We start from the raw sequence: 23346 nt of genomic DNA, 5'->3' as shown, positions 1-23346 counted from the left end.
CGCGCGCGCACCACGCGGCCCCCGTCCGGATGCCGGGACGGGGGCCGCGGCCGCGGTCGGTTCCGGGGCGCGGCTCAGTCGCGGTCGGGGTCCTTGCGGAGGGGGTCCTCGCGGCGGACGGGCTCGTCCTTGCGGAACATGTCGCGCTCGCGGCCCCGGTCGAGTTCGGGGCGGTACTCGGTCTCCGGGGGCAGGTCCCGGACGCGGTCCGCCTCCATCTCGCGGAAGCGGTCCGCCTTCATTTCGCGAATGCGCTCCATGTCCATCTCGCGCTTGCGCTCGCGTTGTTCCTTGCGCCGTTTGACCCGCACCGAGACGCCGCCCATCACGGCGAGGCCCTTGACCACCACGACGGGTGCGCGCGGGTCGTCGGTGTACTGCTCGTGCACGTCGAAGCTGCCCATGAAGCCGAACCCGTGGTCGCGCACGGTGACGCCCTCCGGGATCTTGATGTCGATCCCGCCCCAGATGGTGAACACCCGGATCACCAGCTCGGGTTCGTCGAACACCGCGTCGGTGAGGTCGATGTCCACCCCGCCCATGATCGCGACGGCGTTCAGCTTCCCGCCCGCGCGCCAGCGGCCCTTGCGGGTGGAACCGCTCCAGAACGCGAACATGTTCGACCGCGCCGGCGTCGGCGACACCGACGTGGCCGCGGCCGGCTCGTAGCCGATCGGGGCCGGGGCCGGCAGGTCGGCGATCAGCGGTTCGAGCTGGCTCACCGTCCTCGCGGCCAGCGCCGCGTCCACCCGTTCGGCGTGTTCGTCGGCGGTCAGGCGGCCCTCCGCGAGCGCGTCGCGCAATACGTTGACGTAGCGGTCGCGGTCCGCGTCGGACGCCCGCAACTCGGGTATGGGCGGTTGGGATCGACGCTCTGGGCTGGTGTCCACGAGGTCAAATCTAGCCCGGGGGTGCATTCGCCGGGAGTACGGACCGCGCGAGCAGCCGGACGGCCTCGCGCAGCCGGTCCGGGGACAACCCGGCGTAACCGATGATCACCGCCGGCGGACCGGTCGCGAACGCGCGCAGGTCGGCCATCGGCTCGACCCGCACGCCGAGCGCCGCGGCCCGGCGTACCGTGGCCGACTCGTCGGAGCCGGGCGGCAGTTCGACGTAGAGGTGGATGCCCGCGGCGACGCCGTGCACCCGGGCGGCCGGCAGGTGTTCGGCCAGCGCCTCGACCACCGCGTCGCGACGGGCGCGGTAGTGCGCGCGCATCGCCCGCAGGTGCCGCTCGTACGCGCCGGTGGCCAGCATCCGGACCAGGGTCAACTGGGGGAGGGTGGCCGAGCCGAGGTCGGCGTTGGTCTTCAGATCGTGGATCTGCTCGATCAGCGGTGCGGGCAGTACGGCCCAGCCCAGTCGCATCCCGGGCGCGAGCGCCTTGCTGGTCGAGCCCAGGTGCACCACCCGGTCCGGCGCCAGGCCCTGGAGGCAGCCGACCGGGTCGCGGTCGTAGCGGAACTCGGCGTCGTAGTCGTCCTCGACGATCAATCCGTCGTGCGTGCGGGCCCAGGCGACCAGGGCCGCGCGGCGGCGGGGGGACAGGACCACGCCGGTGGGGTACTGGTGCGCCGGGGTGACCAGCACCGCCCGGGCGCCGGTGCGGGCCAGCGCCGCGACGTCGAGACCCTCGGCGTCGGTGGGGGCGTAGGCGACGGCCAGGCCGTGGGTGGTGAAGATGCCGCGCTGCCGGTCGCTGGAGGGGTCCTCCACGGCGAGTACGTCCCGGCCGAGTCGGCGCAACGCCTGGGAGACCAGGGACAGGCCCTGGGCGACGCCGTTGACCACCACGATGTGCTCGGGCCGGGCCTGGGCGGCACGGACCCGGCCCAGGTAGTCGGCCAGCGCGGCGCGCAACTCGCCCGCGCCGGACGGGCCGGGGTAGCCGAGCGCCCGGTGCGGGGCGGTGTTCAGCACGTGCCGGGTCGCGGCCAGCCACGCGGAGCGCGGGAACGCGGACAGGTCGGGCACTCCGGGCTTGAGGTCGTGGGTGATCGGGACCGCCGTGCCGGGATCGGGCGCGGCGGCCGGCTGGGGCGCGGTGCAGGCGGCGGTGACCTGGGTGCCGGACCCGTGCCGCGAGAGCAGGTAGCCCTCGGCGACCAGCTGCTCGTAGGCGTCGACGACCATGCCCCGGGAGACGTCCAGGCTCTCCGCGAGCGCACGGGTGGACGGCATCCGGAATCCGGCGGGCAGCCGGCCCGAGCGGATCGCCTCGCGCAGGCCCGACTGGACCTGGGCGCCGAGGCGGCCCGCGGATCGGTCGAGGTGGACGAGGAGTTCGCGCATGGGTGCCTGCCCTGGGAACGGCCGGGGTCGTGCGCCCGCCCCGGACGGGAGGGCGGTGGGGCGCACCGTCCCGAAGTGGTCCGGTTTTTCGGGGTGGAAGTGGCTCTGCCGAGCGCTCCACCGGCTTCCTAACGTTACGGCACATGACGTTCTCCTCGATGTCCCCCCGCTCGATCGGTCTGCTGTGCGCGGCCTCCGCGCAGGGGCTGATCGGCGCCGCCGCCGGCGTCTCCGCGGTGCTGCGCGACTATCCGGTGACCGGCGGCCAGATGCTCCGCTACACGCTGGCCGCGCTCGTGTTGTTCGGGGTGTTGCGGGTGCGTCGGATCCCGCTGCTGCGGCCGACCCGGCGCGAGCTGGTCCGGCTCGGGCTGCTCTCGCTGTCCGGGCAGACGGTGTTCAACCTGTGCCTGTTCGCCGCGCTCGACCGGGCCGACCCGGCCACGGTGGGCAGCATCCTGGGCGCGACGCCGCTGCTGCTCGTGCTGGTCGCGCCGCTGCTCGGCGGGCGCCGGCCGAGTCGGTCGGTGTTCGCCGCCGCGGTGCTCGTGGTGGCGGGGGCGGCGGTGGTGCAGGGGCTGGGCGGCGGGACGGCGGTCGGGTTGGTGTTCGCGTGTGGGGTGGCGCTGTGCGAGATGGGCTTCACGCTGATCGCGGTGCCGCTGCTGCCGCGGCTGGGTGCCTGGCGGATCGCGGCGTACGCGACGGCGATGGCGATTCCGCAGATGTCGGTGGTGGGGGTGTTCACCGATGGCGCGGACCTGATCCGGACGCCGTCGGGCACCGAGCTGGTCGCGCTGCTCTACCTGGCGTTGCCGCTCACCGCCGGGGCGTTCCTGCTCTGGTACTCGGCGCTGGCCCGGGTCGAGCCGGAGCGGGCCGGGCTGTTCATGGGCCTGGTGCCGGTGACGGCCGCGCTGTCCGGCCTGGTGCTCGGCACCGGTACACCCACGATCGGCCAATTCGCCGGCGCCCTCCTGGTCGGCGTGGGCGTGGTCCTCGGGCTGCGTGCGGAGGAGGGTGAGCCGGAAGCGCCGCTTGTGGAGCCGGCTGGGCGATCGGTCGAGGAAATCTCCGCGCCGGCCGCAACAACCGCGGAGCCGCCGCCCACAAACCGATGACAGTGTTCATCGAGGTTCACCGAACCGTGGAGGGCGTCTTGGCCGAGCAGGGCATTCGGGAGGTGACCGGGATCGCTCGCGACCCGGCCCTGCTGGAGGCGTTCTATCGGAGAAACATCGACGCGGTGAATCGCTTCGTGGCCCGCCGGGTCGGCGATCCGCACGCCGCCGCGGACCTGACCGCCGAGGTCTTCCTCGCCGTGCTCGACACGGCGTCGACCTACCGCGGCGGCCCGGGTGGCGAGCGGGCCTGGTTGTACGGGGTGGCTCGCAACGTGGTCGCGAGCGAGCGGCGGCGGGCCGCGCGGGAGGAGCAGGCGTCGCGGCGGATAGCCGGCCGGCGCCTGGTGGACGACGACGACCTGGTGCGGATCGAGGAGCGGCTTGACGCCGAGGCGGCGGCTCGGCGCACCTATCGGGCGATCGAGCGGCTGTCCGAGGCCGATCGCGCGGTGCTCGAACTGGTCAGCGTCGACGGGCTGGACGTGACCGAGGCGGCGGCGGCGCTCGGGATCCGGCCGGTGTCGGCGCGCGTGCGGCTGCACCGGGCCCGACGGCGGCTGGCCGAGGAGTTGAAGGGGGAGCCGAAGGAGGAGCCGGCGCGGGACCGGGAACCGACCCGCCCGGTGCCGCCCGAGGGCGGGCGCATCGGCGGCGCACGCGCTGCGACCCACCCGACGGACACCCCCGGCACGGCTTTGCGAGCGGAGGCGAAGGCATGAGCACCTTCGAGGAACGACTGCTGGACGAATTGCGGAAGGTGGCCGCGGCTGACGAGACGGTGCCGCCGCCGATCGAGCCCGGCCGGCGGTTCGGGCGAAATCGGCGGACGGTGTTCGGTCTGGCCGCCTCGGCGCTGCTCGCGACCGGCATCGCGGTCGGCGCGCCCCTGCTGGGCGAGGGCTCCTCGGCCGACGCCCGACCGTTCAAGGTGATCCGGAAGGACGACGGGCGGATCCTCTTCCGGGTGGTCGAGTTCCGCAACCCCAAGGCGCTCGAACAACGGCTGCGGGAGCTGGGCGTCGCGGTGGTCGTGGACTACGTGCCTGCGAGCAAGCGGTGCCGGGAGCCGCGCTTCGCCGAATACCCGATGTCGGGCGACGACCTCACCGCGATCTACCACTGGAAGGAGGTCCCGGTCGTGAACGGCGACGGGCTCGACGACGCCGCGCTCGAGGAGGCGAAGCAGAGGTGGCACGAACTGGTGCCCGGGTTGATCCCGCCCGGCACCACACTCGTGCTCACCGAGGGTTACTACGGCGATTCCGACCGTTCCGGATCCATCGGGTCCTACGCCCTCGCCACCGGTCCGGTGGGGCCGTGCGAACTCGAACCCAGGCCCGGCTACGTGCCGCCGTCGCAGCACGAGGACAACCGTCCGTACTCGCCGGGTGCGCACTACCCGACCCCGGCGGCGACCTCGAAGCCGTGAGCGATCCGGGGCCGCTCTACTCTGGACGAGGCCCCGTTACCGCATGAGTGAGGATCACGATGTCCGCCCCTGAGAACTCCTTCAGCGCCTACACGGATCTGCTGCCGCTCGGGGAGGACACCACGCCCTACCGACTGCTGACCGCCGACGGCGTGTCCACGTTCGAGGCGGGCGGGCGTCGGTTCCTCAATGTCGATCCCGAGGCGATGCGACTGCTCGCGCGCACCGCGATGCGCGACATCTCGCACCTGCTGCGCCCCGGGCACCTGGCCCAGGTCGCGCGGATCCTGGACGACCCCGAGGCGTCGGCCAACGACCGCTTCGTCGCGCTCGACCTGCTCAAGAACGCCAACATCGCGGCCGGTGGCGTGCTGCCGATGTGCCAGGACACCGGCACCGCGATCGTGATGGGCAAGCGCGGGCAGCACGTGCTCACCGACGGCCGGGACGAGGAGCACCTGTCGCGCGGCATCGCCAACGCCTACACCGAGCTGAACCTGCGCTACTCGCAGATGGCGCCGCTGACCATGTGGGACGAGAAGAACACCGGCAACAACCTGCCCGCCCAGATCGAGCTCTACGCGACCCCGGGCGAGGCGTACAAGTTCCTGTTCATGGCCAAGGGCGGCGGCAGCGCCAACAAGTCGTACCTGTACCAGGAGACCAAGGCGGTCCTGAACCCGCAGAGCATGCTGCGCTTCCTGGACGAGAAGATCCGCTCGCTCGGCACCGCCGCCTGCCCGCCGTACCACCTGGCGATCGTGGTCGGCGGCACCAGCGCGGAGCACGCGCTCAAGACCGCGAAGTACGCCTCCACCCGCTACCTGGACACGCTGCCCGGTCAGGGTTCGCCGCTGGGGCACGGCTTCCGCGACGTGGAGTTCGAGGCCGAGGTGCTGAAGCTGACCCAGCAGATGGGCATCGGCGCGCAGTTCGGCGGCAAGTACTTCTGCCACGACGTGCGGGTGATCCGGCTGCCCCGGCACGGCGCGTCGTGTCCGGTGGCGATCGCGGTGTCCTGCTCGGCCGACCGGCAGGCGCTGGCCAAGATCACCGCCGAGGGGGTGTTCCTGGAGGAACTGGAGACCGACCCGGCCAAGTACCTCCCGGAGACCACGCACGACGACCTCGACGACGCCGTCGTCCAGATCGACCTCAACCGGCCGATGAGCGAGATCCGCGCCGAGCTGTCCAAGTACCCGGTCAAGACCCGGCTGTCGCTGACCGGCCCGGTCGTGGTCGCGCGCGACATCGCGCACGCCAAGATCAAGGAACTGCTCGACGCGGGCAAGCCGATGCCGCAATACCTGCGCGACCACGCGGTCTACTACGCGGGGCCGGCGAAGACTCCCGAGGGCTACGCGTCGGGCTCGTTCGGCCCGACCACCGCCGGACGGATGGACTCCTACGTGGAGCAGTTCCAGGCCGCGGGCGGCTCGTTCGTGATGCTGGCCAAGGGCAACCGGAGCAAGCAGGTCACCGACGCGTGCAAGGCGTACGGCGGCTTCTACCTCGGCTCGATCGGCGGCCCGGCCGCGCGCCTGGCCCAGGACTGCATCAAGAAGGTGGAGGTCCTGGAGTATCCGGAGCTGGGCATGGAGGCGGTCTGGAAGATCGAGGTCGAGGACTTCCCCGCCTTCATCGTGGTCGACGACAAGGGCGAGGACTTCTTCGCCGACGTCACCACGCCGACGTTCCAGATCAACCGGCGGTCGTGAGTCCGGTCGGCTTCGTCGCGGCCCGGGTGTCGAGCGGGTTCGGCACCCGGGCCGCGGCCGTCAGGCCCCGGGCCCCTCGGCGGGGTCCGGGTCGAGCGGGGTGTCGAGGAGCGCGGCCAACTCGGCGGTGAAGGCCGCGGTGCGAGGGCTGCCGGGGCCGCCGAGCGGGGCCAGGAAACGTTCGTGCAACTCTCGGACGATGCCGATCGCGCGGCTGGTGACCTCACGCCCGTGCTCGGTGAGGGAGAGCCGTATCGCCCGGCTGTCGGCCGCGTCGCGGGTGCGCTCGATCAGGCCCGAGCCCTCCAGGGTGCGCGCCAGCTTCGAGACGTAGAGCGCCTCCAGGCCGGTGTGGTCGGCGAGTTCGCGCTGACTGGGCTGCCGGCCGGAGCGCGCCATGCCGTACAGCGAGGCCAGCAGCGAGTATTGCGCGTGGGTCAGCCCCACCGGCCCGACGGCCCGGTCCACCGCCACCCGCCACTTCATCGACAGACGCCACACCAGAAAGCCGGGCGTCGCCCCTTCGGTCGTCGTGCTCATGGCGAAAACAGTACATGGCTACCAAATACATGGACGCTGTTTTCCGCGGGTCGGAAAGTGGGGCCGTGGGCCCTCGGTTTCCTTGACGTTTCCTTGTGGTTACTTGTCGTCGCCTTGTCACGCCGGCACGCATGCCTGGGAATTCGTCGGGTAGGCGACACCCACCGAGCCCACCAGCCGACGTGAGGAGCACAGCGTGACAGAACGGATCGACATCATCCGCAGCGCCCGCGCGACCTGGACACCGCCGCCGTCCGGCGCGTGTGCGAGCGTGGACCGGCAGATCTTTCTCGGCTACCCCGGGGAACCCGTGGTCGCCCGGCTCGCCCGCGAGGAGGACGCCAAACGCGTCTGCGCACGCTGCTCGGTCCTGTTGGAATGCCGGGAGAGCGCCCTGGCCGAGACCAACCCGGTCGGGGTACGCGGCGGCCTGACGCCGAACGAGCGTGGGGCGGTGCGTCGCAGGCGCGCCTATCACTGACTCGCCGTCACCCCGGGTGCCGGTCCGCCTCGCCGACGATGTGGTCGTGCGGGGTGTCCGTCGTCAGCCGGGCCAACTTGCGCAGCAGCGCGCTCAGTTCCTCGGATTGTTCGGGTGACCAGTCCGCCATCACCTCGGTGAGCATCTGCCGACGGGCCTCGACCAGCGCCTCCAGCGTTTCGTGGCCCTTGGCGGTGAGCGCCATCGTGCCCTCGCCGAGCCGCTCGATGTGCCCGGAGAAGGTCAGTTCGTCGGCGTAGCGGCGGACCCTGGCCTCGGGCTCGTGGATGCGGACGGCGAGGTCGGGGATCGAGATCGGCCCGAGCTGGTCGAGTTGCACCAGCCCGTACGCGCACGGCACCGACAACTCCACGCCCGAGCGGGCGATCATGCGCTCGTAGCGCGACCAGCCGTTCTCCCGGTGCACCATCTGTGCCATCGCCCGCTCGATCTCGTCGACCGAACTGCGCGCGGTGGGCGACATCAACGGGGTCTGCTCGGTCTCTCGCGTGGCCTCGCGCAGCGGCACCTCGCGGAGCAGGAACGACAGCACGAACGCGACCAACACGATGCAGGAGGCGGCCAGGAAGACGGTTTGCAGCGACTGCGCGTACGCGTGGATGAAGCCGGTCTTGGCTGCGGGCGGCAGCCGGTTCAACTCGGCCGGGTTGATTGCGGACGAGGATCCCGGCGCGGTGCCGGGCGGCAGGCCCTCGCCGCGCGCGGCGGCCTCGCGCAGGTGGACCGCCAGGCGGTTGTTGAAGATGGTGCCGAAGATGGCCGCGCCGAACGAGCCGCCGATGGAGCGGAAGAAGGTCGCGCCGGCGGTGGCCACGCCGAGTTCGGCGTAGGGCACGGCGTTTTGCACGGCGAGCACGATGACCTGCATGACCAGGCCCAGTCCGACGCCGAAGACGAGCATGTACAGCGAGGAGGCGGCGGTGGTGGTGAACTCGTCCATCCGCGACATCAGGAACATGCCGACGGCCATGACGGCGGTGCCCAGGATCGGGTAGATCTTGTACCGGCCGGTCCGGCTGATCAGTCGACCGCTGACGATCGAGGTGACCAGGAGTCCGCCCATCATCGGCAGCAGCCGCAGGCCCGACTCGGTCGGCGAGGCGCCGTTGACGACCTGCATGAACAGCGGCAGGAAGCTCAGTCCGCCCATCATCGCGAAGCCGACGATGAAGCCGATGCCCGCGGTCACCGAGAAGATCCGGTTGCGGAACAGGGTCATCGGGAGCACCGGTTCGGCCGCGCGCCGCTCGACCACGACGAAGGCGACGAGCAACACCACGGCCGCGACGCCCAGTCCGACGATCTGTGCGGAGCCCCACGGGTACGTGGTGCCGCCGAAGGTGCTGAGCAGGACCAGGCAGGTGGTGCCGGCGGCCAGGAGGGTGATGCCGAGGTAGTCGATGCTCGGCCGGGTGTGCACCTCCTTGGTGTGCAGCGCGGCGGCGATCACCGCGAGGGCGATCGCGCCGATCGGGAGGTTGATGTAGAACACCCAGCGCCAGGTGAGGTGGTCCACGAAGAACCCGCCGAGCAGCGGCCCGGCCACCGAGGTCACCCCGAACACCGCGCCGAACAGGCCCTGGTAGCGCCCGCGCTCGCGGGGCGGCACCACGTCGCCGATGATCGCCTGGGACAACACGATCAGCCCGCCGCCGCCGAGTCCCTGGATCGCGCGGAAGGCGATCAACTCGGTCATGCCCTGGGCGATGCCGCACAGCACCGAGCCGATCAGGAAGATCACGATCGACGCCTGGTAGAGCTTCTTGCGCCCGAACAGGTCGCCCAGCTTGCCCCACAGCGGCGTGCTCACGGTCGACGCGAGCAGATACGCGGTGACCACCCACGACAGGTGATTGAGCCCGCCGAGGTCGCCGACGATGGTCGGCAGCGCGGTCGAGACGATGGTCTGATCGAGCGCGGCCACCAACATCCCGAGCATCAGCCCGGTCAACACCAACCCGAGCCGGGGCGCGGCCTCCACCCCGGCCGGACTGCTGCCATGCCTGCGCTGCGGCGCGCTCATCCGGTGGCCTCCTCGATCGACGCTCAAGGAGGATCCCCACAAACAGGTACAAAATCCGCACCTATTAGTGGGACAAGGGGCGAGGCCCGACCGAAAGCCGGACCGCGGCCCGGCAATCACGAAGCCTCGCAATCAACCCAAGCCTCCGCGCCAAACGCCGACCGAGCCAAAATCCAGCCCGGCCGGCGTTTGAGGCCACCTCGGCCGAAGGCCGGGTCGAAAACCCCCGGCCGCACGGCCTATCGCGCGTGGTCGAAGTCGATCGCGCTGTACGCCCGCAGCTTCGCCAGCCGATGCTGGCTGTCGATCTGCCGAATCGTCCCGGACTTCGACCGCATCACCAGCGACGAGGTCAGCGCCGTGCTCGCCCGATACCGCACCCCGCGCAGGAGTTCGCCGTCCGTGATCCCCGTGGCGACGAAGAAGACGTTGTCGCCGCGCACCAGGTCGTCGGTCAGCAGGACACGCGAGAGGTCGTGCCCCGCGTCGATCGCCTTCGCCCGCTCCGCCGCGTCCTTGGGCCACAGCCGACCCTGGATCACACCGCCCATGCACTTGATCGCGGCGGCGGCGATGATGCCCTCGGGCGTGCCGCCGATGCCGAGCAGCAGGTCGACGCCGGTGCCGTCCTTGGCCGCCATGATCGCGCCGGCCACGTCGCCGTCGGTGATGAACTTGATCCGGGCGCCCGCCTCGCGGATCTCCTTGACCATCGAGTCGTGCCGGGGGCGGTCCAGGATGCAGACCGTGACGTCCTCGACGGCGCTGTGCTTGGCCTTGGCCACCCGGCGGATGTTCTCCGCGATCGGCGCGGTCAGGTCCACCACGTCGGCCGCCTCGGGGCCGGTGACCAGCTTCTCCATGTAGAACACGGCCGAGGGGTCGTACATGCTGCCGCGCTCGGACACCGCCATCACCGCGACCGCGTTGTTCATCCCCTTCGCGGTCAGCGTGGTGCCGTCCACGGGGTCGACCGCGACGTCGCACTCGGGCCCGTGGCCGTCGCCGACGCGCTCGCCGTTGAACAACATCGGGGCGTCGTCCTTCTCGCCCTCGCCGATCACCACCACGCCGTTCATCGACACGGTGTGGATCAGGCTGCGCATCGCCTTCACCGCGGCGCCGTCCGCGCCGTTCTTGTCGCCCCGACCGACCCACCGGCCGGCCGCCATCGCGGCGGCCTCGGTGACCCGGACGAGTTCCAGCGCGAGGTTGCGGTCCGGAGCTTCCGGAGCGACTTCGAGTTGCGGGGGTACAGATTGGTCCGTCATGCGGCGGGCCTTCCTGTAGGGGAACCGGTCCGTGACCACGAGGGGTGCCCTGATCCCCCGGAGCCGTGTGCGCCATCGGGTGCGGGTGGCACGGCGATCGCGCGGCCCCGGTCCGGACTGGTTCCAACGGGATTGCCCCGATGTTATCGGTGGGCGGTGTTATCGGTGCGGGTAGGCCGTGCGGAACCGCCCGGCGGGCAATGCGACCATGTTCGGGTGGCGAGGAAGTCGGGTCGCGAGACCGTTCGAGACATGGTTCTTTCCCTGGGCGCGTGCGGCCTTGTGGTCGGTGCGCTGTTCCTGGTGGCTCCGCACAACGAGAGCGATCCCGTACGGCGGGTCGCCTACGAGACGTCGTTCCGACAGGCGGCCCGGGTGGCCCCGTACCCCCTGCTCGCCCCGCAGGGCCTGGACGAGCGCTGGCGGGCGACCTCGGTGGACTACCAGGGCTTCGACCGCAACCAGACCAAGTGGCACATCGGGTTCATCAACCCCGCCGAGAAGTACGCCGCGGTGGAGCAGAGCAACGGCTTCAGCGACGAACTGGTCCGGGACAAGGGCAAGCGCGGCCAACCGATCGGCGATCGGGACGTGGCCGGCGAGCAGTGGAAGGCGTACGACGGCCCCAAGTACCGCTCGCTGGTCCGGGTGCGCGACGGCGTCACCACGATGGTCACGGGCAACGCGACTTTCGAGGATTTGACCGTTCTCGCCGCATCCCTGCGTCCGGCCGCCGCCTGAGTCGAAATACGCGAGATCCGTCCGACGTATCGGGGCGATTCGGGCGGCCAAGTGCACATGTTGCGCAGGTGCTTGTAAAGGTTTTGTAAAGACCCAACGTCCTCCCCTGCCCCGTTCGTTGCTCCCGCCCCTAGGGTCCGGAAGCCCGGTCGAACATGCGTCGGCACCGTCGTGACCCGATGGTTGCCGGCACAGGTCCGCCGGGCTTTCCGAGTCGGCCCGACGCCGTGTGCGCTTGATCAGATCCCGCGCGGCGTCGCTTTGCGTCCGGGGGATGGCCCCCCGGTCGGAAAGGGGAGCACGTTGAGTCCATTGATACCCGGGAGGGGTGCGACGCCGCCCCAAGGCGTCCGGCGGGTGAAGCGCCGCGTGGCACTGCTGTCCGTGTCCGCGCTGGCGATCACCGGCCTCGCGGCCACGGCCGCGCCCTCGACATCCGCCACGCCTACGCGCGTGGACACCACAAAGGCGGTGTGGAACCCGGGCCCCGAGGACCACTACGTCAACTCCGTCGATGCGGCGATCGACACCAGCGCGCTGCCGGACGATCCGGCCAAGGCGGCGGCGCTCAAGGCGCAGAACGAGCGCAACGCCGCGACCAAGCGCAAGAATTCGGACGGCAACCCGCGCGCCGCCGCCCAGCTCAAGGAGCTCGAGGCCGAGGCGGGTCGCACGGGCAAGAGCCCGGCCGAGATCAAGGCCGAGCGCAGCGGCAAGCCCGCCGACGCCAAGCAGAACGCGAAGCTGCTCACCGTCCTGGTCGAGTTCAACGACCAGGCCAACGACGACTTCTCCGGGTACAAGCGCCCGACCAGCGTGTCGGACCCGACCTGTGTCACCGAGCCCCCCGGCACGGTGAAGAACGGGCCGCTGCACAACCAGCTGCCCAACCCGGCGCTGAACCCGAACGACAACAACACGCAGTGGGTGCCGAATTTCGACCAGGCCCACTACAACAAGATGCTCTACTCCAAGGAGGGCATCACCGAGCGCATGCGCACCGACCTCAAGGGGCCGGACGGCAAGCCGGGCATCAGCCTCGCGGGCCAGACCATGCGCAACATGTACGAGGAGATGTCGGCCGGAAAGTACTCCGTCTCCGGCGAGGCCACCTCCTGGATCAAGGTGCCGCACTCCGAGGCCTGGTACGGCGCGGGCGCCTGCGGCAACGCGCAGCAGGACAACAGCGGCAGCCCGCAGAACCCGCTCGGCGCGCAGCAGCTCGCCATCGACGCGGTGGACCAGCTGGCCAAGTCGCAGCCGAGCTTCCCGTGGGCGGATTACGACAAGGAAGACCCGGGCGACGCCGACCACGACGGCAACACCCAGGAGCCGGACGGCGTGGTGGACCACCTGGTCCTGGTCCACGCCGGCAAGGACAAGTCCGCCGGCGGCGGCGCCGAGGGCACCTACGCCATCTGGGCACACGCCTCCACCGTGCTCTTCGGACACCAGGTCCCCGGCAGCAACATCAAGATCGCCAACTACATCGTGCAGCCCGAGGACTCCGGAGTGGGCGTCTTCGCCCACGAATTCGGCCACGACCTCGGACTCCCCGACCTGTACGACAACTTCAGCGGCGGGCAGACGGACCTGAACTTCTGGGACCTGATGTCGGCCGGTTCGCACACCGGCCCGCTGTTCCAGTCGCAGCCCGCGCACATGGGCATCTGGGACAAGTACGCGCTCGGTTGGCTGACCCCGGACCTGGTCAAGGTCGGTGACCGGCCCAAGGTCGCCACCCTGGGTCAGGCCGCGAAGACGCCCAAGGGCACCTCGCGGGGCATCCGGGTCAACCTGCCGAACAAGCAGGTCGCGGTCGGCAAGCCGCACGGCGGCAACGGCATGTGGTACTCCGGTCAGGACCAGGCCTGGTCCGACGTCCGGATCGAGCGCAACATCGCGGTGCCGGCCGGCTCCGACGTGAAGTTCTGGATGTGGAACGACTACGTCATCGAGCAGGACTGGGACTTCGGCTTCGTCGAGGTGTCCACCGACAACGGCGCCACCTGGAAGCAGCTCGCGGTCAAGGACGAGGCGGGCGCGCTGGTCAGCACGCCGGCGGACTACCCGGACCCGCAGAAGAACCTGGCCACGTTCCGCAAGACCAGTGGTCTGACCGGCTCCAGCAACGGGTGGCGGCACGACAACGTCGACCTGACCCCGTACGCGGGCCAGAACATCAAGCTGCGGCTGGACCTCAACACCGACGCCGCCTTCATGGAGAAGGGTTGGTTCGCCGACGACTTCTCGCTCACCAACGGCGGCACCACGGTGTGGTCCGACGACGTGGAGCAGGGCGACAACGGCTGGACCGCGATCAAGGGCACCAACGCGATCACCAAGGGCGAGGGCTGGGGCCGGACCAACGGCACCTTCGAGCGGGAGCAGTACTACCTGCTGGAGTGGCGCAACCTGTCCGGCTTCGACGAGGGCCTGAAGTACGCGTACACCGCCGGCGAGAACGGCAAGACCAACCGGGTGCCGTACAACGCGCCGGGCATGCTGGTGTGGCTGCGCGACAACGAGTACCAGAACAACGGCGTCAACTTCAACATCAACAACGGGCCCTCATGGGGTCCGAAGGGTGAGCTGTTGATCGTCGACTCGCACCCGGACCCGCTGCGCTTCTCCGGCGACGCCGCGGCGCAGTTCCCCAAGCCCGACCCGAACACCCCGGGCATCGAGTCGAAGAACGTGTTCGGCAACCTCGGCTCCCGGTCGCAGTCGGCCAACGCGGCGTTCGGCTTCACCAAGACCACGCCGTTCACGGACTGCATCCCCGGTACCAAGTACTGCACCTCGTTCGAGGCGCAGAAGCCGGTGACGCTGTTCACCGACACGGTCGGCTGGGCGCCGGGCACCGAGATGTACAAGGGTCGCGCGCTGCCCAAGGACCGCTACGGCTCGGCCGTGGTCCCGGCGAAGGCGCCGTACACGACCAAGGTCACCAAGGCGGACGGCACGCCGGACAAGGACGCGTTCGGCAAGCTGTTCCACGGCTCCGAGTTGGGCACGGGCAACCCGGGCTTCGACAAGGGCTACGGCGTGACCGTGCTGCCGGTGGTCCCGCTTCCGGGCGGCTCCGGTGCGGTGGTCTGGATCCTGCCCGCGCAGAAGTAGGTTCCTCCGCGCGTGACGGTCGCGCGGCGGTGGAACCGGTAGGTCCGGTGGATCCGTTGGATCCGGTGGATCCGTGGGATTCGTAGGACGAAAGGGGCGCTCCCGAGTGGGGGCGCCCCTTTTGCCGTGCCGTTGGTGCCTCGGGTCGGTCGGCGGGTCAGTCGTCCCGCTCGGCCGACTCGTCCGGCGCGCCGTTGCTCGCGCCCGCGCGCTCGGCGCGGACCGCCGCGTCCAGGCGGGCCCGGGCGCCGTCGAGCCACTGCTCGCAGACCACGGCGAGCCGCTCGCCGCGCTCCCACAGGGCCAACGACTCCTCCAGGGTGATGCCGCCGGTCTCCAGGCGGCGCACGACCTCGATCAACTCGTCACGGGCCTGCTCGTAGGCCGGCGCCTCGTCCTCCGGTACGGATGCGGTCTGCTGCTCGCTCATGGCGCCAGCCTAGTTCGTGGGTGTCGGGGTCACGGGCGGGCGGAGGTGACCCGTACGGCGGCGCCACGGTTGGGGTCGCGTCCGGCCGGGCTCACCAGCGTGGCCGAGGCGCCGTAGGCGAGGGTGGGGCCGGGATCGCCACTGCCGAGCACGGAGCCCTGGTACGGCACGCCGTAGTGCTCGGGATCGGGCGAGCCGTCCGGAAGGACCACCCGGGTGCTGTACGGCCCGCGCGCGGGCACCACGGTCGACCCGTCGGTGAAACGGTCCACGGGCGCGCCGTCGACGTACTCCACGCCCGGCGCCCAGCCGCGTGCGTCGGAGAACGCGCGGACCGGTTCGCGGGCGGCGAAGTCCTGGCACCACGCGCCGTTGGAGTGGCACGCGACGAACGTCGGGGTGGGGGCGAAGCCGAACGCGGCGTCGGCGGACTGGGCCCGGCTGTCCAGGTTCTTCCGCGGGTTGCGCTTCACCGTGTAGTGCTCGGCCGCCTCGCCCGTCCAGCGGCGCGGGTCGGGGTGGGCGTCCACGAGCAGCGTCTGGCCCTTGGCGCCGTAGCTGGGCGGTGCGCCCAGATTGAAGTTCACGCCGTTGTTCTGGTATTCGGCGTCGCGCAGCCAGACCAGCATGCCGGGCACGTTGTAGCCCAACCGGCGGACCTGTACACCCCGTTCGTCGTTGTGCCCGGCGGTGTAGGCGTGACTCAGGCCGCGGTCGAAGCCGACCGGCGCGCGCCATTCCAGGAGGTAGTACTGCTCCCGCTCGACCTCGCCGGAGGTCTGCCCCCAGCCCGCGCCGCGGGTGACCGTGGTGCTGCCCCTGGTCGCGATCCAGCCGCTGTCGCCCCGCTCCACGTCGTCGGACCACACCGTGGTGCCGTCGGCGCCGCCCGTGAGCGTGAAGTCGTCGGCGAACCAGCCCTTCTCCATGAAGGCGGCATCGGTGTCGTAGGTCAGGCGCAGCTCGATCGTGCGGCCCGCGTACGGGGTCAGGTCGACGTGGTCGTGCCGCCAGCCGTTGGTGGCGCCGGTCAGGCCGTTCGTCTTGCGCAGCTCGGCGAGGTTGTGGTTCGGGTCGGGATAGTCGGGCGGGGTGCTCACCGGGTTGCCGGCCTCGTCGCTGACCGCGAGCTGGGTCCAGGTGGCGCCGTTGTCGGTGGAGGCTTCGACGAAGCCGAAGTCCCAGTCCTGTTCGATCGTGTAGTCGTTCCACATGGAGAAGGTCGCGGGGCCGCCGGTGGGGATCGTGAGGTCGCGGACGAGGCGGGCGTCGGACCACTCCTGGTCCCGCTCCGAGTACCACATGTGCGTGCCGCTGTGCGGGGTGCCGATCCGGACACGTTCGTCGGGCAGGTTCACCCGGACCGCGTCGCGGGTGCCGGGCGGCGGGGCGGCGGCGGCGCCGAGCAGCACGGTGGAGGGTGCGCCGCCGACCGGGACGACCGGGGGATCGATCCAGCCCAGCACGTACTTCGACCACGCGCCCATGTGCGCGGGCATGGTCTGGAACAGCGGGCCGGCGTGCGATCCGGAGGACATCAGGTCCCAGAAGTCGACGTCGGTGTCCCCGCCGCTGAAGTTGTCGTACAGGTCGGGGAGTCCGAGGTCGTGGCCGAATTCGTGGGCGAAGACGCCCACTCCGGAGTCCTCGGGCTGCACGATGTAGTTGGCGATCTTGATGTTGCTGCCGGGGACCTGGTGTCCGAAGAGCACGGTGGAGGCGTGTGCCCAGATGGCGTAGGTGCCCTCGGCGCCGCCGCCGGCGGACTTGTCCTTGCCGGCGTGGACCAGGACCAGGTGGTCCACCACGCCGTCCGGCTCCTGGGTGTTGCCGTCGTGGTCGGCGTCGCCCGGGTCTTCCTTGTCGTAATCCGCCCACGGGAAGCTCGGCTGCGACTTGGCCAGCTGGTCCACCGCGTCGGTGACGAACTGCCGTACCCCGCGCGGGTTCTGCGGGCTGCCGCCGTTGTCCTGGCGGATCGCGCCGCAGTGGCCGGCGGCGTACCAGGCCTCGGAGTGCGGGACGGTCACCCAGCCGGCCGCCTCGCCGCCGATCGAGTAGGAGCCGTGCGACATCTCCCGGTACATCGAGCGCATGGTCAGGCCGGTGAGGTCGATGCCCGGTCGGCCGTCGGGGCCGGTCAGGTCGGGGCGGACACGCTCGGTGATGCCCCGATCGGAGTAGAGCATCCGGTCGTAGTGATCCTTGCCGAAGTCCGCGACCCACAGCGTGTTGTTGTCCCCGCCGCCGGCCGCCGGGTCCGGCAGCAGATTGTGCCGGGGACCGTTCTTGACGGTGCCCGGCGGCTCGGTCACACAGGTCGGATCGGCCACGCTCGTGGGCCGGCGGAACCCGGAGAAGTCGTCGTCGGCGTGATCGTCGAACTCGACCAGGATGGTCAGCAGCCGCGCCTCGCGGTGCGGCGCCCCCTCCTGGGCCCGAGGACTGACCCCGGTCCGAGCGGCGACCGCCTCGGCCCGGGCAAGCCGGCGCGCGGCGACGGGATTCCCGGCGGCGAACTTGCGGTCGTACTCCCGCGCCCGCCGATCGGCCGCCAGGGCGCGTCCGCGGACCTCGGCGGAGGCGCCGGGTGGTCCGTCGGGCGGCAACGGGTCCCTCGGCGCGACGTAGTTGACGTAGGAGTCGGCGGCTGACGGATTCCACCGCGCGGGCGAGTCGTCGGCGGCGGCCACGGAGGACGTGGCGACGCCGGTGAGCAACAACGCGGACGCGGCGAGCAGATGACGCAACACATGCGCAAAATAAGCCGCTTCAGCCGCCGATCGGGTGAGATACGACGTCTTGTCCTACGAATGGGCCAAGCCGAACCGCCCCGCGACACCCGAACGAGCGGGACTCGGATGAGCGCGGCCCGGATGTCGCGAGCCCCCGTCAGTCGCCCGACGCCGATGGGCCGTCCGCCACGACCACGTCGAAGCGTCCCGTGGACACCCGCGCGGTCAGCTTCTCGCCCGCCGCCACCTCGGCCGGGTCCCGGACCGCGTGGCCGTCCGCGCGTTGCAGCACCGCGTAGCCGCGCTCCAGGGTGGCCGCAGGGGACAGCGCGACCACCCGCGCGCGGGTGTGCGCGAGGTCGCTCTCGGCCCGGTCCAGGAGGTGCCGCAGGGTACGCCGCGAGCGCTCCACCAGGGCGGCCACCTCCTCCGCGCGCAGGTCCACCATCCGGTGCGGGTCGGCCAGCACCGGCCGCGAACGGGCGGCCCGCAGGCCCTGATACTCCCGATCCAACCGCGCCCGGAGCGCGAGCCGCCCCCGATCGCGCACCTGGTGCACCTTGTGCAACTCCTCGCGGATGTCCGGCACGATCCGCTTCGCCGCATCCGTGGGCGTCGAAGCCCGAAAGTCCGCCACCAGATCCAGCAACGGCGAGTCCGGCTCATGCCCGATCGCACTCACCACCGGCGTCGTACAGGCGAAGACCACCCGCACCAATTCCTCGCTGGAGAACGGCAGCAAATCCTCGACACTGCCGCCCCCACGAGCCACCACGATCAGATCCACATCCGGATCCGCGTCCAACTCGCGGACCGCCGCCACTACCTGCGGCACCGCGCTGACCCCCTGCACCGCAACGTTCCGCACCGCGAACCGCACCGCCGGCCACCGCCGCCGCGCGTTCTCCAACACGTCCCGCTCGGCCGCCGAGGCCCGCCCGCAGACCAGCCCGACCCGGTGCGGCAGGAACGGCAGCGGCCGCTTGTGCCGAGGATCGAACAACCCCTCCGCGGTGAGCGAGCGCTTCAACTGCTCCAGCCGGGCCAACAACTCCCCGATGCCCACCGGCCGAATCTCCGCCGCCCGCAACGACAACGTCCCGCGCGCCCGATACCAGTCCGCCTTGGCGTGCACGACCACCCGCGACCCCTCGGCCACGATGTCCCCGACCGCGTCGAAGACCTTCCGATAGCAGGTCACCGAAATCGACACGTCCTGCTCGGCATCCCGCAGCGTCAAAAACACCACCCCGGCCCCCGGCCGCCGACTGAGCTGCGTGATCTGCCCCTCGACCCACACGGCCCCAAGCCGATCGATCCACCCCCCGATCAACCGAGAAACCTCAGCCACAGGAAGCGGCGCATCAACAGACGTCGAAAGGGCCATCTCCAGAGGTTATCCACCCGACCCCCACCGCCCGACAGCCGCCACGACCCATGGGATCGATCGGCGCTCGGGCACCTGCTCAGCGCTGCGGGGTCCATTTGTGGATCAGCTCGTGTCGGGCCAGGTCCTCGAAGTAGCGGTGGCGCGACCAGGCGGCGAGGTCGCCGATGACGATGAGGCGTCGACGGGCGCGGGTCACGGCGACGTTGAGGAGGTTGGGCTTTCGGGCGGCCCAGTTTCGGGATCCCACTTGGCCGGCGCCGGTGCCCAGCACCAGGATCACGATGTCGGCTTCCTTGCCCTGGGTGGTGTGCACCGTGCCGTAGCGCTTGGCGGTGAGAGACCCGCCGACCACCTTGCCGAGGCCGTGGACGACGTCGCGGAACGGACTGACGACGAAGACCGACTCGTTCAGGCGACGCTTGCGCTCGGCGGCGAAATCGCCTTCCGCGGCGTCACCGGGGTACACCTCGTCGGAGTACGAACCCTCCCGCCGGATCGCTTCGTCGATGCGGGTGCGGATCCGGTCGAGAGTGATCTCCAGGGCCCTCCCTTCCTCGGGGTTCCACTTCTCCTCACCCGGCAGGGCGCGAACGTCCCACCACACACTGCGCTGCACCGGCGCGAAGTCGTCCTGGTCCCGATCCACGCCGTAGACCATCATCCCGTCGTAGGCGATCGTGTTGCTGACGTCGAACATCAGGCGATCGCAGCGGCGGTGTACACGCAGGGGCGAGCCGAGCCAGATGTCCTCGCCGTCGTGGTCCTTCAGCCAGGTGCCGTACGGATTGAGCCGGTCGGCGAGGACCTGGACCGAGGTGGCGGCCGGGGCCCACTGGCGGTCCACCTCGAAGTGTCGGGCCAAGCGCTGCTGACCCGTCCACGGGAGGGTGACCACGGGTTCGAGCTGCAACGGGTCACCGACGACGACGGCACGGCGGACGCGCCACAACGCCCCGACCACCTCCTGCGGGGTGGCCTGACCGGCTTCGTCGACGAACAGCCATCCCAGGGCCTCGCTGCCCAACGGGGCGAACATTCGGCCGACCGAGGCGAAGGTCGTCGACACCACGGGAACCACGAGGAACAGCAACTGCCACGCCGCGAGCACGGTTTCGGCGGGCAGGTCCGCCGGCGCCTGACCCTTGACCACCTCCATCACGGCCTGCAGATTCCTGCGCATGCGCTCGGGCGCGGTGGCCAGGAGCGTGCGGTGCAGATCCAGGGCGGCGACGAAGAGTTCCGAGCGGGCCTCGGCGAACTCGGCGTCCATCCACGGCGCCGACCGTTCCCGGATCTCCATCGCCTGCCGGTCGTCGAGGGCCGCCAACCATTCGGCGCCCGGTACGCGGTCGCCCCAACGCCCCTTGGCCGCGGCCAACGCGCGGTGCTCCCGCTCCCGTTCGCGATGACGAAGGGCCACCTGCCGGCCGGCCTCGGCCGTGGTGGCGACCTGTAGCTCACGGGCCCGGTCGCACGCGTTCAGCCGGGACTCCGTACGCATGATCGCGGCCTGTGCGTGGTCCACACCGCCCTGGGCGGAGCGCAACGCCGAATGCCGTACGGCCAAGGCGGATTCCAGTTCGGCGAGGCGGTCGTCCGCGGCCTGTACCGCCGCCTTGAGCGGAAGGCGACCCGTCTCCCAGAGCCGCATCGGCTCACGGCTGACCAGTCTCCGCAACCGGCCGGGTTTGCGCACGTCGTGGGCACGCAGTTCCCACTCCGCCGTCCGGACACCCTCCTCGCCGTGGCGGACCGCCGCACGAGCCCGGTCGAGTCGTGTGCGCTCGGCGGCCAGCGTGTCCTGCCTGTGGGCGAACTCGATCCGGCGGTCCGCGAGTTCGTCTTCGACGCGCTGCTGCTCTCGGTGCAGGAGCAGCAGCGCGTCATGGGCACCCGACTCGCGGGCCGCCAGTTCCTCCAGGAGCGCGTCGGGGCCGGCGAGCCGGGCGAGCAGATCCGCGATCGCCTGCCGCTCCGCGGCCAACGCCTGTACCCGCTCGCGGGCCCGGGTGAAGCGCCGGACGGCCTGCTTCCAGGTCTCCCGACCCAGTGGCGCCACCGCGTCGGCTTCGGGATTCGGGTCCGGGGTGCCCGGAGCGTTCGGAGCGTTCGGTGTGAACGGGGAGCGGTGATAGCCATGGAGATGTTCGCTCTGTAACTGCAGCATCTTCTGCAGGCCCAGAGGCGGTCGTTCCTCGCCCGCGTCCGGCCTCGGCCCCGGCTTGCCATTGCCCTTGGCCTGCTTGCCCCACCAGAAGCGCTCGACGAAGTCGGAGCGATTGCTGCGCCGCCCCAGGCGGGCGGCGATCGCGCCCCACGCCTCCTCCTCCAGTGCCAGCCCGGCCGGCCCGGCGAGGTAGTCGGCGCGTCCCCGCCATGCGTCGCCGATCGCCCGCGCCCCGGGGACTTCCAGGGTGACGTTCTCCACCGCGCCGTTGTTGGAGGAGGCGATCACGATTTCGAAGCCGGTCAGCTCGGGGATCAGGGGGTGGATGATGCGCGGGTGGGTCTTGCCGGCCGTCTCCTCCGTGCGCCAGGTGCGCGGCTTCTTGGCGAAGGCGTCCTCCGGCCGTTTCAGGGCCGCCAATCGTTCGGCCCGCCGCACCACCACGGCCGCGATCAGGTCGCGCAGCATGGTCGTCTTGCCGGTTCCGGGTGGCCCGTTGACCGCGTAGAGGCCGCGGCCCTCATCCTGTCCGAGACTCGTCATGATGCGGTTGACCGCGAACTGCTGGCTGAGTACGAGCGGCTTGTCGCTGTCCGCCGGCCACCGACCGAGGGGCATGCTCGACGGCTGCACGCCGTCCAGCACGACCTCGGGCAGGCGTCGCACGTCGAAGCGGCTCATCGCGTCCAGATCCGCCTCGGCCGTCAGGTAGTCCCGGAGGGCCGTACCGGCCGCTCCGGATCCGACGACCTTCGCGACACGTTCCAGATCGTCGGCGTAGAAGCTGTTGAGGAAGGTGTCCCCACCCACCTCGTCCGCGTGCCGGGCCGAGACCTGATAGCTCTTGACCCGGATCGCGTCGGGTCGGAGCGCCCCCGCGACGCCGAGCCGCTCGGCCACCCACCGGGTGATGGCGGCCAGGTCGTACACGTCCAGGACCTTCGTGCCCACCTCGGCGGGAGGACTCTCCGACTCCTCCCGCGCGCCGCCGTCCGGATCCGGGTCCGATACCGCGCCGTCGCCGTCGGTGCGGTCGCCGAACCGGGAGGCGGCCGCGTCGATCAAGGCACCGCCGACCTGCTCGATCACCTGCGCGGCCAACGCCCCGGCCACCGGCCCCAGCCCGCCGCTCACCGCGCCGAGCCCGGTCTTCGCCGCGTCGACGACGAGGCGGGACGTCAGCCCCGCGACCGGCCCGAGCCCCGAAGGCACCGACGGGGAGCCCGTGACGGGCCGCGGATCGACGTCGATCTTCCCGTCGCCGAGGTCCAGCAGCCACCGCAGCAGTTGTGTGCAGTCCTCGTCGAAGCCGGTCAGCCACCGCTCGTGCTGCGGTCCGAGGCTCAGGGTCCGCCCGACCGCCCAGGCACACGAGGACAGGGTGGCACTGTCCTTGATCAGGAGCCCGTCCTGGTTCACGGTGAAACAGAGCACGGCGCTGTCGCCGCCGATCCGGCCGTCGAAGTCCTCCTCGGAATCCGGCGTCCGGAACGCCTGCAACAGGACGTCACGTACCTTGTCGACCGCGAAGATGCCCGCGTAGACGGTGTGCTGCCACACCAGGTTCGACCGGGACCGCGTCCGACCGAGGTCCGAGCCGGGTTCCCAGGGCAGCGGCCGGTTCGGCCGCACGGCGAAGAGATTCTTGCGTGGATTCACCGGATCGACCTTGGGCGGGGAGAAATACTCCACGGCCCGCCAGTAGCGCAGAATCCGCGCCCGACGCCGCCGCTCGCCCGTCGATCGATTGACGGCCCCCACGCGTTCCCCCCGAGATCGCCGATCCCGGGCACCGTAGCAGAGCCGAAAGCTGCGCGATCCCGTTTGCCCGGGAACGAATCGGGGTCCGACTCCGACGGTG

General features: G+C 70.9%; 16 protein-coding genes. 7 read left to right on the top strand and 9 right to left on the bottom strand.

The window, feature by feature from the left end; genetic code table 11:
* Nucleotides 1–74: 74 nt before the first annotated feature.
* Complete coding sequence (locus tag ACMXN5_RS12890) at nucleotides 75–890, bottom strand: DUF1707 SHOCT-like domain-containing protein (protein ID WP_439675383.1); 816 nt, start codon at nucleotides 888–890, stop codon at nucleotides 75–77.
* 10 nt (nucleotides 891–900) lie between these two features.
* The gene (locus ACMXN5_RS12885) at nucleotides 901–2292 is read right to left on the bottom strand and encodes a PLP-dependent aminotransferase family protein (RefSeq protein WP_439675382.1); all 1392 of its coding nucleotides are present in this window, start codon (nucleotides 2290–2292) and stop codon (nucleotides 901–903) included.
* Between the two features lie 143 nt (nucleotides 2293–2435).
* Between ACMXN5_RS12885 and ACMXN5_RS12880 the strand changes: the two genes are divergently transcribed.
* From ACMXN5_RS12880 to ACMXN5_RS12865, 4 genes are read left to right on the top strand one after another with little or no spacing between them, the layout of a single operon-like run.
* Nucleotides 2436–3413 carry a DMT family transporter gene (locus ACMXN5_RS12880; protein ID WP_439675381.1) on the top strand — a complete coding sequence of 326 codons (978 nt, stop codon included), beginning with the start codon at nucleotides 2436–2438 and terminating at the stop codon, nucleotides 3411–3413.
* A gap of 26 nt (nucleotides 3414–3439) precedes the next feature.
* Nucleotides 3440–4135: an RNA polymerase sigma factor gene (locus ACMXN5_RS12875; protein ID WP_439675379.1), complete on the top strand. Its 696-nt coding sequence runs from the start codon at nucleotides 3440–3442 to the stop codon at nucleotides 4133–4135.
* On the top strand, nucleotides 4132–4845 hold the full coding sequence (locus tag ACMXN5_RS12870; protein WP_439675378.1) for a hypothetical protein: 714 nt from the start codon (nucleotides 4132–4134) through the stop codon (nucleotides 4843–4845). The genes ACMXN5_RS12875 and ACMXN5_RS12870 overlap by 4 nt, the downstream gene beginning before the upstream one ends.
* Nucleotides 4846–4904: 59 nt before the next feature.
* Complete coding sequence (locus ACMXN5_RS12865) at nucleotides 4905–6563, top strand: fumarate hydratase (protein WP_439675376.1); 1659 nt, start codon at nucleotides 4905–4907, stop codon at nucleotides 6561–6563.
* Nucleotides 6564–6623: 60 nt separating this feature from the next.
* Here ACMXN5_RS12865 and ACMXN5_RS12860 read toward each other — a convergent pair whose 3' ends face one another.
* Nucleotides 6624–7103: a MarR family winged helix-turn-helix transcriptional regulator gene (locus ACMXN5_RS12860; protein ID WP_439675374.1), complete on the bottom strand. Its 480-nt coding sequence runs from the start codon at nucleotides 7101–7103 to the stop codon at nucleotides 6624–6626.
* A gap of 196 nt (nucleotides 7104–7299) precedes the next feature.
* On the opposite strand from ACMXN5_RS12860, the gene ACMXN5_RS12855 reads away from it, so the two are divergent.
* Nucleotides 7300–7584 (top strand): WhiB family transcriptional regulator, encoded by a 285-nt coding sequence (locus tag ACMXN5_RS12855; protein WP_380034410.1) that lies wholly within the window; start codon nucleotides 7300–7302, stop codon nucleotides 7582–7584.
* 7 nt (nucleotides 7585–7591) lie between these two features.
* Here the strand turns inward: ACMXN5_RS12855 and ACMXN5_RS12850 are convergent, their stop codons facing one another.
* Complete coding sequence (locus ACMXN5_RS12850) at nucleotides 7592–9628, bottom strand: MFS transporter (RefSeq protein ID WP_439675373.1); 2037 nt, start codon at nucleotides 9626–9628, stop codon at nucleotides 7592–7594.
* A 239-nt stretch (nucleotides 9629–9867) separates the two neighbouring features.
* On the bottom strand, nucleotides 9868–10899 hold the full coding sequence (gene glpX, locus ACMXN5_RS12845) for a class II fructose-bisphosphatase (protein WP_379999669.1): 1032 nt from the start codon (nucleotides 10897–10899) through the stop codon (nucleotides 9868–9870).
* A gap of 156 nt (nucleotides 10900–11055) precedes the next feature.
* On the opposite strand from glpX, the gene ACMXN5_RS12840 reads away from it, so the two are divergent.
* Together ACMXN5_RS12840 and ACMXN5_RS12835 are read left to right on the top strand one after the other, a co-directional pair.
* Nucleotides 11056–11640: a DUF4245 domain-containing protein gene (locus tag ACMXN5_RS12840; RefSeq protein WP_439675372.1), complete on the top strand. Its 585-nt coding sequence runs from the start codon at nucleotides 11056–11058 to the stop codon at nucleotides 11638–11640.
* A gap of 369 nt (nucleotides 11641–12009) precedes the next feature.
* Entirely contained in the window at nucleotides 12010–14763 is a 2754-nt protein-coding gene (locus ACMXN5_RS12835) for an immune inhibitor A domain-containing protein (RefSeq protein ID WP_439675371.1), read from the top strand.
* A gap of 157 nt (nucleotides 14764–14920) precedes the next feature.
* Here the strand turns inward: ACMXN5_RS12835 and ACMXN5_RS12830 are convergent, their stop codons facing one another.
* The 4 genes from ACMXN5_RS12830 to ACMXN5_RS12815 form a co-directional block, all read right to left on the bottom strand.
* Nucleotides 14921–15193, bottom strand: a complete 273-nt coding sequence (locus ACMXN5_RS12830; RefSeq protein WP_439675369.1) for an exodeoxyribonuclease VII small subunit — start codon at nucleotides 15191–15193, stop codon at nucleotides 14921–14923.
* A gap of 29 nt (nucleotides 15194–15222) precedes the next feature.
* Entirely contained in the window at nucleotides 15223–17946 is a 2724-nt protein-coding gene (locus ACMXN5_RS12825; RefSeq protein WP_439675367.1) for an immune inhibitor A domain-containing protein, read from the bottom strand.
* A gap of 139 nt (nucleotides 17947–18085) precedes the next feature.
* The gene (xseA, locus tag ACMXN5_RS12820) at nucleotides 18086–19315 is read right to left on the bottom strand and encodes an exodeoxyribonuclease VII large subunit (protein WP_439675366.1); all 1230 of its coding nucleotides are present in this window, start codon (nucleotides 19313–19315) and stop codon (nucleotides 18086–18088) included.
* 79 nt (nucleotides 19316–19394) lie between these two features.
* Entirely contained in the window at nucleotides 19395–23246 is a 3852-nt protein-coding gene (locus ACMXN5_RS12815) for an AAA domain-containing protein (RefSeq protein ID WP_439675365.1), read from the bottom strand.
* Between the last annotated feature and the right edge of the window lie 100 nt (nucleotides 23247–23346).

This window comes from Embleya australiensis (assembly GCF_051903075.1).
In the GTDB taxonomy this organism is placed as follows: domain Bacteria; phylum Actinomycetota; class Actinomycetes; order Streptomycetales; family Streptomycetaceae; genus Embleya.
Note: the sequence above shows the minus strand (reverse complement) of the source record. Positions and strands in the feature narration are given on the sequence as shown.